Origin of the sequence: Paenibacillus pinihumi DSM 23905 = JCM 16419 (assembly GCF_000422505.1) — a bacterium.
Classification (GTDB): Bacteria; Bacillota; Bacilli; order Paenibacillales; family Paenibacillaceae; genus Paenibacillus_D; species Paenibacillus_D pinihumi.
In genome coordinates this window covers 35,207-51,328 of record NZ_AULX01000030.1, presented here as the reverse complement: position 1 = coordinate 51,328, position 16,122 = coordinate 35,207, and the positions used below count along the sequence as shown (strand labels likewise).

The window sequence follows — 16,122 nt, the reverse complement described above, 5'->3', positions numbered from 1 at the left end:
GAGTAGACAAGTGAAAGGTTACGGAATCGCTATTATAGGGATGTCATTGAAATTTCCCAAGGCATCGTCGCCTGAGGAATTCTGGAATAATATTTACGAAGGCCGAAATTGTATAGAGCATCTTACGGATTCTGAGCTGCTTGCTGCCGGTGTAAGTGAAGAACAGCTAAATTCTCCTGATTATGTAAAAGTAAAAGGCGGCACAATGGATTCGCCCTATGAATTCGACGCGGGGTTGTTCAACTATAGTGAAAGCGAAGCCCAGGCTATGGAGCCGCAAATGCGGATTTTTCACGAAGTGGCCTGGAAATCATTAGAAAATGCGGGGTATGATCCCCGCAATGTTCCCGGTTCTGTGGGCGTGTACGCCGGGGCGGCCCCGAATCTCTATTGGCAATTTGTAAATATTGCCCGGGAAGACGATGCGATCTCCTCCCAGCTTATGTTGGACAATCTGGTAAGCACGAATTATCTGCCCACCCGGATCTCTTATAACTTTGGTTTTGAAGGACCCAGTGTTTTTATGTATACAGCCTGCTCCACATCTCTTGTCTCCGTCCATATGGCCTGCCGCGCTCTGTTAGGAGGGGAGTGTGACATGGCTTTGGCCGGCGGAGGTTCAATCCTTGGTGATATGAGCAAGGGTTACAGCTATCAGGATGGAATGATTCTTTCTCCTGACGGGCAATGCCGTGCTTTTGATCAAGAGGCCAAAGGGACAATTCCTGGAGAAGGGGTCGGGGTCATTGTCCTGAAACCTCTTGCTGCCGCTTTAAGTGACGGCGATAATATCCTTGGAGTTATCAGAAGTTCCGCTGTTAACAACGACGGAAAAAGAAAAGTGGGATATGCCGCTCCTAGTATATATGCTCAGGCTGACGTAATTAAAACGGCCATGGCCATTGGGGATATTGCGCCTGGTGAGCTGTCCTACATCGAAACTCACGGATCAGGAACCCCATTGGGAGATTCTGTTGAGATCGAGGGCTTAAAATATGCTATGGAATCCATTAGCGGTGATAAAAAATGTGTGCTGGGATCTTTGAAACCCAATATCGGACACCTGGATTCGGCAGCGGGGATTGCCGGGATAATCAAGGTTATTCTGGCTATGAAAAACAAAACGCTTCCACCCTCCATCAACTGTGATTCACCAATCGCCTCTTTGACAGATGAAAATGGTATGTTTACGATTTTAGATGAGCCTGCCAAATGGGAAAACGGAGATTTCCCATTGGTAGCGGGGGTGAGTTCTTTCGGCATCGGAGGAACGAATGCCCATATCATTATTGAAGAAGCTCCGGAAGTTAAAATAGCTTCCCGGTCTGTAAACGTTGACGGAGATGTCGTACTCCTCTCTGAAAGGTCTCAAACTGCTTTGGAGCAGTTGGGCAAAGAAATTATCGGGTGTATGGCTAATGAATCTGTGGAATTTGAAAGTCTGGTTTACACATTGAAGACCGGCAGATCTTCTTTTCCTGTGCGCCGTCTGCTGCTAGGAAAGGGGCTTGATGATATCAAAGCGGGGCTGATTAAAGGGAGTTACAGGGAAAGTTCTCCTGTTGGAAAGAAAAGCCGGGTCGCCTTTGTTTTTAGCGGAATAGAGGCAACAGATTTTCTTCCGGGAACCGAACTGTATAGCCGCAGTTATCACTTTAAGGCCTATCTGGATCGATGCTTTGACATCTTAAATGAAAAGTTTGGGATTGCGTTAAAAAATAATTTTCAGCAAAAGGGAATTACTGATCCCGCCCATTTTACTCTTTTACATTTCTGTGTGGCAATTTCCCTGGCGGATACATTAAAGGCTTACGGTATTTTGCCGGATGTTGTGGCCGGAGACAGCCTGGGAGAACTGGCTGCGGCATACGCGGCGAGTCTGTTTAGCTTAGAAGATCTGCTGACTCTTCTTGTAAAAAGCTTGCAGCCACAAATAGCAACAGAACAGGCAGCGGCTCCCCTGCCTATTAAAGCTTCCCAGATAACCATGATTTCGAGCATTACGGGGGAACCTGTGGACATAGCTCAAATCAGCTCCCGGGATTACTGGGTTAACCGGACGGCCAGCGCTCTTTCAATGGAGAAAGTGAGCCGAAGCCTGTGCGCTCAAAAGAATATTACAATTTTGGAACTTGGGCAGGGCGGATATTTAGCATCCCTGCTAAAAGAGAATATCAAGGAGGATTTAGACCAGGAAATCCTTACCCCCTTAGTATCACGAGGGGAAATGTCTGAAAAAACAGCTCTTAGCCATACACTTGGGATATTATGGATCAAGGGCTGGGATATTCAATGGCAAAAGACTTATGCGAAACAGAAGGTAAAAAGGGCGGTTTTGCCTGGCGTTCAATTTGAACGGAAAGATTACTCTATTGATTTGAATCAAATCAGCCTGCGAAACGGAATGGATTCCTTCTTAAAAAATAAAAAGCCTTCGGGTGTATTAAATACACTTTTTTGGAAGCAAAAGAATGAAACAGGAATAAGTTCCGCAGAGAGCGTTGAAAAGGGCTGGCTAATTTTTTGTGATGACTTTGGTCTCGGTGAACAGTTAGCCGAAAAGCTGGGGAATGATTCTTCCGCTCCCATCTTAGTAAAAGGGGGGGAGGCTTTTAAGGCTCTGCCTGACAATCATTTTATTGTCAGGCACGGGGCTTTGGATGATTACATGAAGATGTTTTCCTCCCTGGCTGAACAGTCCTTAATTCCTTCGCATATTTTGCACTGCTTTTCACTCACAGCACCGGGTCAACAGACCGGGAAAGATTTCGCGGAAGAGCAGAACAAGGGCTTTTACTCGTTATTAAATATTGCCAAAAGTCTGAAAATGTTCGAGCATTCCCATAAAACTGTGATTAATGTTATAACGGAAAACCTTTATCGTCTATGTGATGAAAACCGTACCTTTCCCGAAACCGCGACTATCATGGGTCCAATGAAGGTGATTCCGCAGGAATATCCCTTTTTAGTCTGTCGTAATATCGATATCGATACATTCGGACCATGGGAAGCAACCTTGGCGCTGATTTACGATGAATTGTTAAAGACTGTGGAATATCCTGTGGTTGCACTCCGGGGAAAACGGAAGTGGATTCAGGACTTCCAGGAATTAAACCTGCCGGAGGCTGAAGGGGAAACATCTTTACGGAGAAGAGGCACCTACATTATCTTTGGCGGTCTGGGAGATGTGGGCTTTTCTTTTGCCAGTTTGCTCGCTTCCAGGTATGAAGCTAATTTGATTATTGCAGGAAAAAGCAGATTGGAAGAGATGGATTCTACTGACTCTTTCACAAAGGATCAGTTAAAACAAACCCGGCTGGACAGACTGAATAAATTAAAAGAATATGGTACCGGTATTCATTACTTCTCCCTGGATGTAGCGGAAGCCTCCGAGGTCTCAAAGTTTTTTGATGAAGTGAAAAGGCGCTACGGGGACTACACGGGGGTAATTTATGCAGCGGGTTCTGTCTCCGGACCGGGTATCCGATTTATAGATTCCTTAAAGAAGAACGACTGCGAAAGTCAATTCCTGACAAAGGTCTACGGTATTAAGAATGTCGCCTTGGCACTGGAAAGAGATGAGCCTGAACTTTGCCTTTTTGTCTCTTCCATTTCCAGCCTGCTTGGCGGAATGGAGTTTGCAGCGTATACCGGAGCGAATGCTTTCCTTGACTCCTACATTCTGGAAAATAATTTTCAGCACAACAGGTGCTGGAAAGTTATCGATTGGGATGGGATGAATTTCCGGGAAAGTATGGAGCAATTTGAACAGATTGCTTTGATAAAGGGCTTGGAACAGATATTTGTGTCTGCCGGGGGAGATCTTAAGGGCCGACTTGACCAATGGATCGATCTTCATGGGCTTGACGAGACTGCCCCTGTTATGATGAATATCAGTGATGATATTCGGAACCGGTTAAGCACCGAATATGAGGCGCCCCAGGGAGAAAAGGAAAAACAGCTGGTTAAAGTCTGGCAAAAATTCTTCGGTATTTCCGACATCGGTATTAAGGATAGCTTCTTTGAATTGGGCGGGGATTCTTTAAAAGCGTTAACGATCCTTTCCATGATTCATAAAGAACTCAATGTGAAAATATCCATCCAGGATTTTTATAAAAATTTAACGATCAGCAAATTAGCAAATTTAATAGAAGGTCATAAAGATAATGAATACGTCCCCATGAAAAAAGCTGAAGAGAGAGCGTATTATGAACTGACACCGGGACAAAAGCGGATGTATATTTTATGGAAACTGAATAAGAGCAGTATTGCCTATAACCAGACACATGTTCTTCAAGTCGACGGCGCCCTTGAGGTTGAACGCCTCATACAGGCGTTTTCAAAGTTGGCATCCAGGCATGATGCCTTCAGAAGCTCTCTGGTAGAGCTGGACGGAAAACCATTTATGAAAGTCGTTCCTCACTTACCTGTTGAGTGTAAACTGATAGAAACAGATGAAAGATCTCTTGATTCGACTATTCAAGGATTTGTGAAACCTTTTAATTTGCTGGAAGCTCCTTTGTTCCGGGTAAATATCTTAAAGGTCCGGGATAATTATTCTGTGCTGGTTCTAGATTTTCACCATATACTTGTTGACGGGGTTTCGTTTAAAATCATCATTCGTGAATTGATGGATTTTTACAGCGGGGATGAGCCCGGAGTTCAGCAGTTTCAGTATAAAGATTACAGCGAATGGCTGCATGAACCTGCCCAGCAGGAAAGGATAAGGAAGGAAGAAGACTACTGGCTGGAGAGGTTTAAAGGGGAAATCCCTTTGCTCGATCTGAAGTCGGATAAAACACGTCCCGCAAATCTCAGCTACCGGGGAGACTCGATATCCTTCTATATCGATACGGACAAAGCGCTGGCGATCAGAAAAGCCGCAGGGGCGCAAGGAAGCAGTATTTATGCGTACTTACTCTCTGCTTACTTTGTCTTATTATATAAGTTAACGGGACAGGAAAAGATTGTTGTCGGAACGCCTATCGCCGGCAGGGATACCATGGAGCTTGAAAATGTAGTGGGTTTCTTTGTAAATACCCTGGCTGTGAAAGCGGAGTTGGATGGTTACGGAACCTTTCTTTCTTTTATGAAATATGTCAAAGAGGTTACACTCGAGGCTTTTGATCATCAGCTTTATCCTTTTGATGAATTGGTAAATAAACTCGAAGTCAAAAAGACAAGCAACCGAAATCCTCTATTCGATACGATGTTTGTTTTTCAGAATATGATGAATGACACCGACTCTACGGTGAAAATTCCCGGGGTGGAAGTAAGTCCACATCTTTATAAAAGTAGAACTGCTCAATTCGATATAACCGTCATAGCCGAAGAGCGTAATGATAAAATCTATTTTGAGTTTGAATATTTCACCGATCTCTATGACAAAGAAACGATCATGCAGTTCAAAGAATACTTTATCCATATTATTGATGAATGTCTTAACAATGACAAAATTCATCTGAAAGATATTAGTCTCTTGGCTCCCGCTCTAGAGAAAGAGTACCTGACAATTTTATGTAATAATCATCCTGCAACTTATTCGAATCATTCTATCCAAGGCTTATTTGAAAAGCAGGCGGAAGAGTATCCCGCAAAACATGCTTTGGTCTTTGAGGACAAATCTCTTACTTATAAAGAGCTAAATGAGAGCGCTAACCGTTTGGCCCATTTCTTGCGGCAGAAAGGAGTAACGGGCAACACCATTGTCGGATTGCTGCTGGAACCCTCTGCTGAAATGATTATTGCCATTCTCGCTATTTTGAAGGCAGGCGGTACCTACCTGCCTATTGATCCTCTGTATCCCCGGAAAAGAATCGAACAGATTCTGACGGATTCCAAGGTGAAGCATATACTGCTTGAGGATGATGAACTACACGAGGAATTTGATGGCCATGAGATATATAACTTGCGAACAATCGCCCTTGATAACGAAGAAACTGCTAATCCGGAGAATTTTACCGGGAAAGAGGATGGGGCTTATATTATATATACCTCGGGAACTACCGGGGTGCCGAAGGGTGTGCTCATCAATCACCACAATGTGATTCGTTTGTTCTATAATGATTCCCCGGTATACGATTTTAATGAAAATGACCGTTGGATACTATGCCACTCTTATTGTTTTGATTTCTCTGTATGGGAAATCTTCGGTGCTTTATTGTGGGGCGGAACTATCGTTGTTATTCCTAATAACGTGAAAAAAGATACTAGGGCTTTGCTTTCCGTGTTGCACAAGGAAAAAATAACAATATTGAATCAAACCCCCTCGGCCTTTATTAATTTACAGGCGGAAATTCTCCGTCATAAGGACGAGCTTCCCGTTGTCTTGAGGCATGTCATATTTGGTGGTGAAAAATTAACACCGTACAATTTAAAAGCCTTTAAGGAGCAATATCCGCAAACCCGGATTATGAATATGTACGGAATTACTGAAATAACCGTGCATGGCACATTTAAAGAAATCGGGGAGAAGGAGATTGAAGGGAATATTTCGAATGTAGGAAAACCTCTGCCTACAATGAATATCTATCTTTTTGATAAACATATGAAGCTTGTACCTCCCGGAATCACGGGCGAGATTTACGTCGGAGGGGAAGGGGTTTCTTCCGGCTATCTGAACAAACCTGAACTGACGGAGGAACGATTTATTCCCAACCCTTATAACAATAATGAAATCATTTATAAAACAGGGGATCTGGCGTTTATCAATACAATAGGTGAGATCATCTACATCGGTCGTAACGACAAGCAGGTTCAGATAAGGGGATATCGTATTGAAATCGGAGAAATTGAAAGCAGCCTCTTGAAAATGGACGGGATTGAAAATGCCTTTATTGTACCTAAAAAGAACGACAGCGGATTTGATCTCCTGACGGCATATCTTAAAACAAGTAAAGAGTTTAATTTGGAGGATATAAGATCCTGCCTTAAAAAAGAGCTGCCGGATTATATGGTTCCCGCTTTATTTTATAAAATCGGTCAAATTCCTATTACTTCCAATAATAAGATAGATATTAGTGAATTAGAGCGGAGCGGAGAACGATTTGAGTCTAAGGTCGATTTTGTTAAACCTGCCTCGGCTATAGAAAACAAGCTTTCTGAAATTTGGAAAAAGGTTCTGAACAAAGAAGAGATTAGTACTAAAGATAACTTCTTTGAAATCGGAGGGGATTCGCTTTCTGCGATCCAGGCAATATCTAAATTGGAAGAAGAGTTGGGAAGGGAAATCCCTCCTATAGTAATTTTCTCCCATTTTACAATCGAGTTATTGAGTCAATACTTGGAACATGACTTGCCCGAGCCTGCCGCGGCTGACCGGCAGGAGAAAATAGACAGGGGCAGACTAAACCGGCAAAAACGTCTACATTTGCGTAAGGAGGAATGAGAATGTTCGAGGATAAGAGGAACGGATTAGAAGTAGCCGTAATCGGAATGTCCGTACGTTTTCCCGGTTCTCGAAATTACCGGGAATTCTGGGACAACCTTAAAAATGGAGTAGAATCTATAGATTTTTATAGCGAAGATGAATTACTTGAAGCAGGGGTACCGGCAGAGAAAATAAACTCTGCCGGCTTTGTTGATGTCAAAGGGGGCCGGGTTAAAAGCAGGGATTCATTCGATTATACTTTTTTCGGTTACACCCCTCATGAGGCCAGGGTTATGAATCCCCAAACCAGAATACTTCATGAGACCGTTTGGGAAGCCCTGGAGGATGCAGGATACAATCCTTTTGAGTATGAGAAGCTTATCGGATTATTTGCAGGAGCCTCTTCCAGCTTTTATTGGGAAGGCATTAATACCCTTGCGGAAGGGGATAAAGAGACTGACGATTTCTCTGAATCTCAATTCATGGACAAGGATTACATATGCTCCAAGATCTCCTATGCACTCAATCTTAAAGGCCCGGTTTTTCATCTTCATACTGCTTGTTCTACCAGCCTGGTCGGGGTTCATATGGCCTGCCAATCCTTGTTGAACGGGGAGTGTGATATGGCCCTTGCAGGGGGAGTCTCTCTTAAATCACATGAAGAATATGGATATATGTACCAGGAGGGAATGATCCTGTCTTCTGATGGGCATTGTCGTCCCTTTGACAAGGACGCCGATGGCTTTATCGGGGGAGAAGGCGCGGGCATTGTCGTTTTAAAATTGCTGGATGATGCAATAAGAGACAATGACAATATTTATGCGGTAATTAAGGGAAGCGCGATAAATAACGATGGGCGGAGAAAAGAAAGCTATACGTCACCCAGTATGGCAGGACAGAGGGAAGTTATAAAATATGCTCATCAGCTGGCCGGGGTGGAACCCGATTCCATCTCGCTGGTAGAAACCCACGGCACAGCAACTAATCTTGGAGATCAAATAGAAATTGGGGCATTGAAAAGCGCTTTTAATACTCCGAAGCAGAATTATTGTGCACTAGGTTCAGTAAAGGCTAATATCGGGCACCTCGATACAGCCGCGGGGATTGCAGGTTTGATCAAAGTTGTCCTGGCCTTGAAACACAAAGAAATTCCGCCAATGATAAATTTCAAGGCGTATAATCCGCGGCTGAAATTGGAAGATAGTCCGTTTTATATAAACACTGAAAATATTCCCTGGAAGGCACAGGGAGGCCCGCGGCGCGCGGGAGTGAGTTCATTTGGGATCGGAGGGACCAACGCTCATGTTCTGCTAGAGGAATATATCTCTCCTGTCGGTAAAAAAAGTGAGGATACAGCAGAGTTGGTATTGCTCAGCGCCCGCAGCCAAGAGGGCTTGAAAAAATCGATCGATAACCTTAGGGATTTCATAGGATCGAATACAGATATTTCTCTCTCAGACATGGCTCATACTCTGCGGGTGGGGAGAAAAGGCTTCGAGCACCGTTGTATGTTCCTTGCTTCGAGTTTGGAGACGGCAGCATCCATTTTAGCGAACCCAACCCCGGGAAAAATAAAGTTCTCACAAACAACGGCCAGTGAGCATAACCTTATATTTATGTTTGCTGGTCTTGGATCCCAATATATAAATATGGGCAACGAACTATACGCAAAGGTTTCCTTCTTCCGCGATACGATTGACAGTTGCTATAAAATCCTGCAGGAAGAAGTGGGGGTACGTATACCTCACTTTTACAACTCTCCCGAGTTGACAAGCGGGGAAGAAATTCATGAGTTTGTCCGCTCTCAATATGTTGTTTTCATATTGGAGTATGCGATGGCCAAGCTCTTGATGCATTGGGGGATAAAGCCGACGGGTGTTATCGGCTACAGCCTGGGGGAATACACCGCAGCCTGTATTGCCGGAATCATGACAGTCAGGGAAACACTGGAGATATTAAAAGCAAGGGGAGAGTTGGTTGCTAAACTGGAAGACAGTGTGCTTCTATCCATCCCTTTGCCAAAGGAAAAGACAGAAAAATATCTGGGCCCGGACATATCCCTGGCTATAGATAATGGGGAGTCATCCATTCTCGCGGGAACAGCGGATGTGATGACGGAACTGGAACAGCAGCTTAAAAAGGAGCGGATCTTCTCCTTCAGAATTTCCAATTCCCGGGCTGTTCATTCCCATCTCGCCCTGCCCGTTGTCGATGAATTCAAAAAGGCAATGGCCGCAATAGACTGGAAAAAGCCGCAATTTCCTATACTCTCCAATGTCAAAGGGGAGTGGCTATCCGATTTGGAAATGGCCTGCCCGGAATATTGGGTCGATCACCTGAGTAAAACAGTGCTATTCCATCAAAGCATGGAGCTGCTGTCCCAACTGGATGAGCCGGTATTGCTTGAGATTGGTCCCGGCCGGGATTTGGTCAATCTTGTTAGCCGTTATGTGGGTAAAAAGGGGATTATCCTGAATACAATCAAAAGCGAAGGCGAGGATGGCGACGATTATCCCTTCCTTTTAAACCGGATCGGTCTGTTATGGAATCATGGAGTCGAATGGAAATGGGATCATATTTTCTTATCCCGGGACAGGCATCGGATTTCTTTACCGACCTTCCCTTTTAAGGAACAGATTTTGAAGAACGAGCTGACCGAAAAAGGGGTTTTAGATGCTCTGAGAGGGCAGATGAAAGTTGATGAATCCCAGGATGAGGAGATTTACTCGATCTCCTGGAAGTCTTCTCCCCCTCCTCCAGTTGATAGTCTGGAAGAAAACGCGGCAAAATCCATACTTGTTTTTGCCTCTGCGCATCCCATATGCAATGACTTTATTAAACTCTTGGAAGGAAGCTCCGGCTCAATAAGCAAAGTAGCTTACCATGACTCCTTTGAAATTTGCGCTGGGTACTCTTATCTCCTTGACCCTGAGAATTTCATGCATTATACGCGTCTGCTTCTTGACTTGGAGGAGAATGGAAGGATTCCCGAAAAGATTATCTATTTCTGGTCAATGGACAACCCTCGGTCAAATGCCGATACGGGAGCGAAAGAAAGGTTTAGAGCTGCTCAAACAACCGGTCTTTTCGGTCTCATGCTGTTAGCCCGGGCCATCAAAGAAGCGGGAATCATAAGCGATATTGAGATTACGATCGTAACGAATAATTTACATTCCGTAACCGGAGAAGAAACATTATTCGTGGAAAGTTCCACGATTATAGGACCGTTAAAGGTTTTCCCGCAGGAAATGAGTTTTCTGAAAACAAGGAATATCGATTTTTCGATCTCCCCGTGGGAGGAGAAGCATATTCATGAGCGCGGGGCACGGCAGCTTTATCAGGCTATCCATCTTCCCCCGGAAGATAAAATAGTCGCCTTCCGAGGGGAAAAGAGCTGGATTGAAGATTTTGATGTACTAGAAAAAAGCGGAAAAACCTCTTTGTTAAAAACCAATGGTGTGTATCTAATCACTGGAGGTATGGGAGAGATTGGATTACAATTAGCCGAAGCGATTAGCCGTGATTATAAAGCTAAATTAATTCTGACTGGACGCCATCCGTTAGACTCCGGACAAATGGAAGGCGAAAAGGAAAATACCAGGATAAAGAATTTTCAAAGAATTCGTTCTGCGGGAACGGAAGTCTTATACCTGCAGGGCGACGTGGGAAATTATAAGCAACTGGAAGAAGCGTTCACGATCGGCGAAAGCAAGTTCGGCAAGATCGACGGAATCATTCATTGTGCCGGAATTATTGAAGAAAAATCTTTTAAAACTGTGTTCGAATTGAATGAATTAGATTTTGAAGAGCAATTTCAGGCAAAAGTTTATGGTCTGATGAACCTGGAAAAACTGCTTGAAACCAGACAGCCGGATTTCTGCCTGGTTATGTCATCGGTCTCCACGATTCTGGGAGGAATGGGTTTTTGTGCGTATTCATCTGCCAATTCCTTCATGGATTACAAAATATTAAGCAAACCTTCAACTGCTGCAACACGATGGATTTCAGTTGACTGGGATAAACTGTCTCCTGCCAAAACCGTAGCTGCGATATACAAGATTCTGACTGTCGGGCATTTAAACCGCATTGTTGTCTCCAATGTGGGAGGATTGAAACAACGAATGGCCCGATGGATCGATCTTTGTGAACTTGACGAGAGTGTCTCTGTCATCATGGATGTCAGTGAGGATATCCGGAACCGGTTAAGTTCCGAATACGCGGCGCCTCAGGGAGATACGGAAAAACAACTGGTTAAAATCTGGCAGGGATTTTTCGGTATTACCGCCATTGGTATTAAGGACAGCTTCTTCGAGTTGGGCGGGGATTCCTTAAAAGCATTAAGTTTGTTGAACTTAATAAGAAAGATTTTAAGAAAGGATGTATCGCTCCGTGAACTCATGAATAATTCCAGTATAGAAAAACTGGCGGATTTTATAAATGGCAAGAAAGTTAAAGAAGAATACAAGCCTATTGACGTTTTGAACAAGCAGGAATACTATAATGTTTCTTCAGCACAGGAGAGAGTCTATTTCATAAACTGGATGGACAACATCGGACTTAGCTATAATATTCCATACGCAATCACAATGCGTGGCAATTTCGACAAATGCAGATTCAGGGATGCAATTCGAGCTTTGATAGAAAGGCATGAGTCTCTCAGGACATCCTTTCATATGGTTGATGGGGATATAATGCAGAAGGTTGTCGATAGCGTTGAGCTCAACATGGAATACTACACTGCCGGCGATTTGGAGGACGAGGCCATAGCGTCTGTTATACATGATTTTATTAGACCGTTTCAGCTTGAACTTGCTCCATTAATGAGAGTTGGCATTGTTTCAAGGAAGGATGACCTGAATATACTTTTGTTTGATATTCATCATATAATCTCTGATGGGATTTCCATGAATATCCTAATAAAGGAAGTGTGTGATTTGTATAACGGGATCACATTGCCTGAACTAAAAGTACAATACAAGGATTTTACAGCCTGGCAGAAATCGCTTTTATCTTCAGAAGAACTGAAAAGCCAGGAAAAATATTGGATGAACCAGTTTTCAAACGAGTTTAATGCATTGAATCTGCCTTTGGATTATACCAGGCCTCTAAGGCAGAACTTTGAAGGTAACAGATATGTCTTTGAAGCGGATAGGAGCTTGATGGAGGAGCTTCACAGAATATGCTACAGGACAGGTACGACTTTATATATGGTTTTGTTAAGTGCACTGAACGTGTTGCTGTATAAGCTTACCCTTAACGAGGATATAGTCGTCGGATCACCAGTGGCAGGCAGGCAGCATCCCGACACTGAAAATATCGTGGGGATATTTATCAATATTCTTTGCATGCGGAATCAACCTATAGGTGACATGGCGTTTGAGGACTTCTTGTTACAAGTTAGAGAAAATACACTGAATGCTTATGAAAACCAGGACTTTCAATTCGAGCAACTTGTAAAAAAACTGAATCTACCAAAAGACTTAGACAGAAATCCTGTTTTTGATGTAATGTTCGTGTTACAGAATATGGGTGAGCGGAGCTTAATTCTGGATGGCGTCTCTGTAGAACCTTACCCCATGAAAAACAATATTGCCCAGTTTGATTTGAAGCTAGAGGCTATGGAGCAAAATAACAGGATTGATTTTACATTTGAATATTGCACAGGGTTATTTAAAGAAGAAACCATAAAAAGGTTTGCTCAAAGCTACCTGAGCATACTGAAGCAAATATCGGAATCTATAGGAAAGCGCATCTGCGAATTTGATGTGTTGTCTGAATGGGAAAGGAAAATATTAGATAGTATAAATAATACAAGCGTCGCATGTATAGAAGCCGGTAATATAAAGGAATTATTTGAAAATCGGGTCAAGTCCTGCGGCAGCAAAACAGCTTTGTTTTTTGATAACATCAAGGTCACATATGAGCAGTTGAATGAAGAGGCAAACCAGCTTGCCGGCCTTTTGCTGAGAGAAGGAGTTAAAGTCGGGGAGCCTGTTGCGTTAATGATAAACAGAAGTATGCAGACCATAGTCGGCATATTGGGTATTATTAAAGCAGGGGGAGTATACGTTCCGATAGATCCTGAGTACCCTACCGAAAGAGTAGCTTTTGTGTTGAGGCATTCTGAAGCCAGGATTCTCATTAGTGAGACTGAACTGATTGAAAGATTAGGGCATCAACTGAATGTAACGACAATAATTGATATTTCAGGGAGCGGGGTAATCTTAGAAGGAAATATTAATGTTTATGCCCGGGAGGATGTTATACGCCAGAGCAAAGACAATCCAGACGTAATTTATACTAATGAAAGTCTTATGTATATCATGTACACTTCGGGCTCCACGGGTATACCCAAAGGTGTTATGGTAAGTCACGGCAACGTATATAATTATATTAACTGGAGCATTGAGAATTTCGGACTGAATGCGGATGATAACATGATACTGGTTACCTCCATTAGCTTTGATATTTCAGTGTTCGAGATTTTTGGGGCACTGTTGAGTGGGGCAACACTGCATATCATTAAAAGTGATGTTCTGAAAAACCCGGATCTGCTCATTGAATATGTTAGCCAGAAAAGCATTAGTGTCTGGCATTCCGTCCCGGCTTTGATGACGCAATTGATGCTGAAGTTGTCCCAGAAGATAGCTACCGGCTACCATGGAAATATACTTGATATGAGGCTCATCATGCTAGGTGGGGAAGCTTGGAACGTTGCGTTAGCTACCGAAATAAAGTCGGTTTTTGAAAAGTCGGCTGTTGTCAACATGTATGGTCCCACCGAAACTACCATATGGGTGACAAGTTATACGGTTGATGACAATGTAGGGAGTCTTAGTTCATTGCCAATAGGCAAGCCTATAGTAAACAACAGGCTGTTGATTCTCGATAGATACAAGAAGCTTTGCGGGGTGGGAGTTATAGGAGAGATTCATATATCCGGCCTGAATGTAACCAAAGGGTATTTCAAGGATCAAGAAAAAACAGACCAGACTTTCATATCTAATAACGGTGAAATCATGTATATGACAGGAGACTATGGATATTATCAGCCCGATGGAAATGTGGGATTTATAGGTAGGCAGGATGGAATGGTAAAAGTCCGTGGTTATAGGATCGAAATAGGAGAAATTGAAAAAGCAATGCTAGAAATTGACAGGGTGGTTGAAGTAGCGGTAATAGCAAAGAAAGAGTCGGAAACTAACAATTTATATTGTTATTATGTATCCGACAAGGAGATGGATGAACAACTGCTCTTAAATTGCTTGATAAAAAAACTCCCAAGGTACATGATTCCTATAAGGTTTATATGGATGAACAGTTTTCCCGCCACTCCCAACGGCAAGGTTAACAGAAAAGCGTTACAGGACAGCATTGATCAAAATGTCATAAGTAATGAATTTTTAGCCGCCGAGACCGAGTTTGAGGTCAAGCTCACAGGAATATGGAAAAAAGTCCTGCAAAAAGATAGGATTGGGGTTACCGATGACTTTTTCAATATTGGGGGGAACTCCCTCCTCGCCATAAAGCTTGAGGTGGAACTGGAGAAGGAAGGGTTTGTTTTTGATGAACCCAATGTTTTTGAGTACAGGACAATACGGAATTTTTTGCAGATATTAGAACATGGGGAGAGCAAGCAACTTAAAAGTACTACTGTAGCAAACACAGCTTTGGCCGCTAATCTTTCTGCAAATAAAAGTTACAGCCATGGAACGAGAAAGATTATTGACGGAATTGAGCCTTTCAACGAGTTGTTTTATAGAAGCTGTTACTACAACTCATTGTTCCCTGTAATAAGGTATTATGACAAGGATGTGGCATGCTTTTTGGCCAATGATCTTGCTGTTTATACCTGTAATGAACTGTCTGGATATAAAACGATTGATGTAGAATACATTGAATATGAACCGTTGGAGTCTGTCTTGGAAAAAGTAGGTGTGAGTGTCTCTTCAAAGGAGAGTAGTGACAATATAATCAGTGATATAATTACTTCGATAAATAATGATAGAACGGTGATTATTTGGGTTGATTGCTATTATGCGTCAATACGTGAGGAGACATATCAGAAAGATCACATGATGCATACTTGGCTTATATATGGGTATGATCTGGAGAAAAAGGTTCTTTATATAGTTGAGCACCTGTATAGAGACAATTTGAATTATGAAAAGAGAGTAATTGGCTTTAGTGATGTAGAACAGTCATATAAAGGATATCTGGAGAACTCTCCAGAAGCCCACAACGATCACTCGTTTTATGAGTTTTATAAGACCCCGGAACAGTTTGAAAATATGGCTGCAGACAATGTCAGACGGTGTTTGGCAAAAAATATCAGTCAAAATAAGGAGGCTCTTATAAGGCATCTTGATGCTATACAGATATTTATTCAGTATTTGAAGATGCAGGTGACAGAAGGCGATTTCAATATCGATTATGCAGAAAACTTGCTTGGTGATTTGAATAATATAGTCAACATTAAAAAAGCAGAGTTATATAAGCTTGAAGTTGTTTGTCCTAATAATGAAAGTCTTATAAATTTGGCCGATCAGCTATTAACCGACTGGAAATATATCCGTTCCATTGTGGTGAAGTATACATTAGTTTCTAAATTTGGTAAAAACTCTGTCTATAACTTATTGAGCAAATTAGAAGTAATTACTGAACTGGAGGCAAGGTATATTGATGAACTACAATCGATATAGCAATATTATGTGTTGGGTCACTTGAACAGGAAATGGTAGGTAGAAAATCAC

Annotated in this window: 2 protein-coding genes; both read left to right on the top strand. The window is 42.6% G+C overall.

What is annotated here, in order from left to right:
• Positions 1–10: 10 nt before the first annotated feature.
• Complete coding sequence (locus H583_RS35285) at positions 11–7,387, top strand: hybrid non-ribosomal peptide synthetase/type I polyketide synthase (RefSeq protein WP_051236330.1); 7,377 nt, start codon at positions 11–13, stop codon at positions 7,385–7,387.
• Positions 7,388–7,389: 2 nt separating this feature from the next.
• Positions 7,390–16,071 carry a hybrid non-ribosomal peptide synthetase/type I polyketide synthase gene (locus tag H583_RS0111470; protein ID WP_028560594.1) on the top strand — a complete coding sequence of 2,894 codons (8,682 nt, stop codon included), beginning with the start codon at positions 7,390–7,392 and terminating at the stop codon, positions 16,069–16,071.
• Positions 16,072–16,122: the final 51 nt, after the last annotated feature.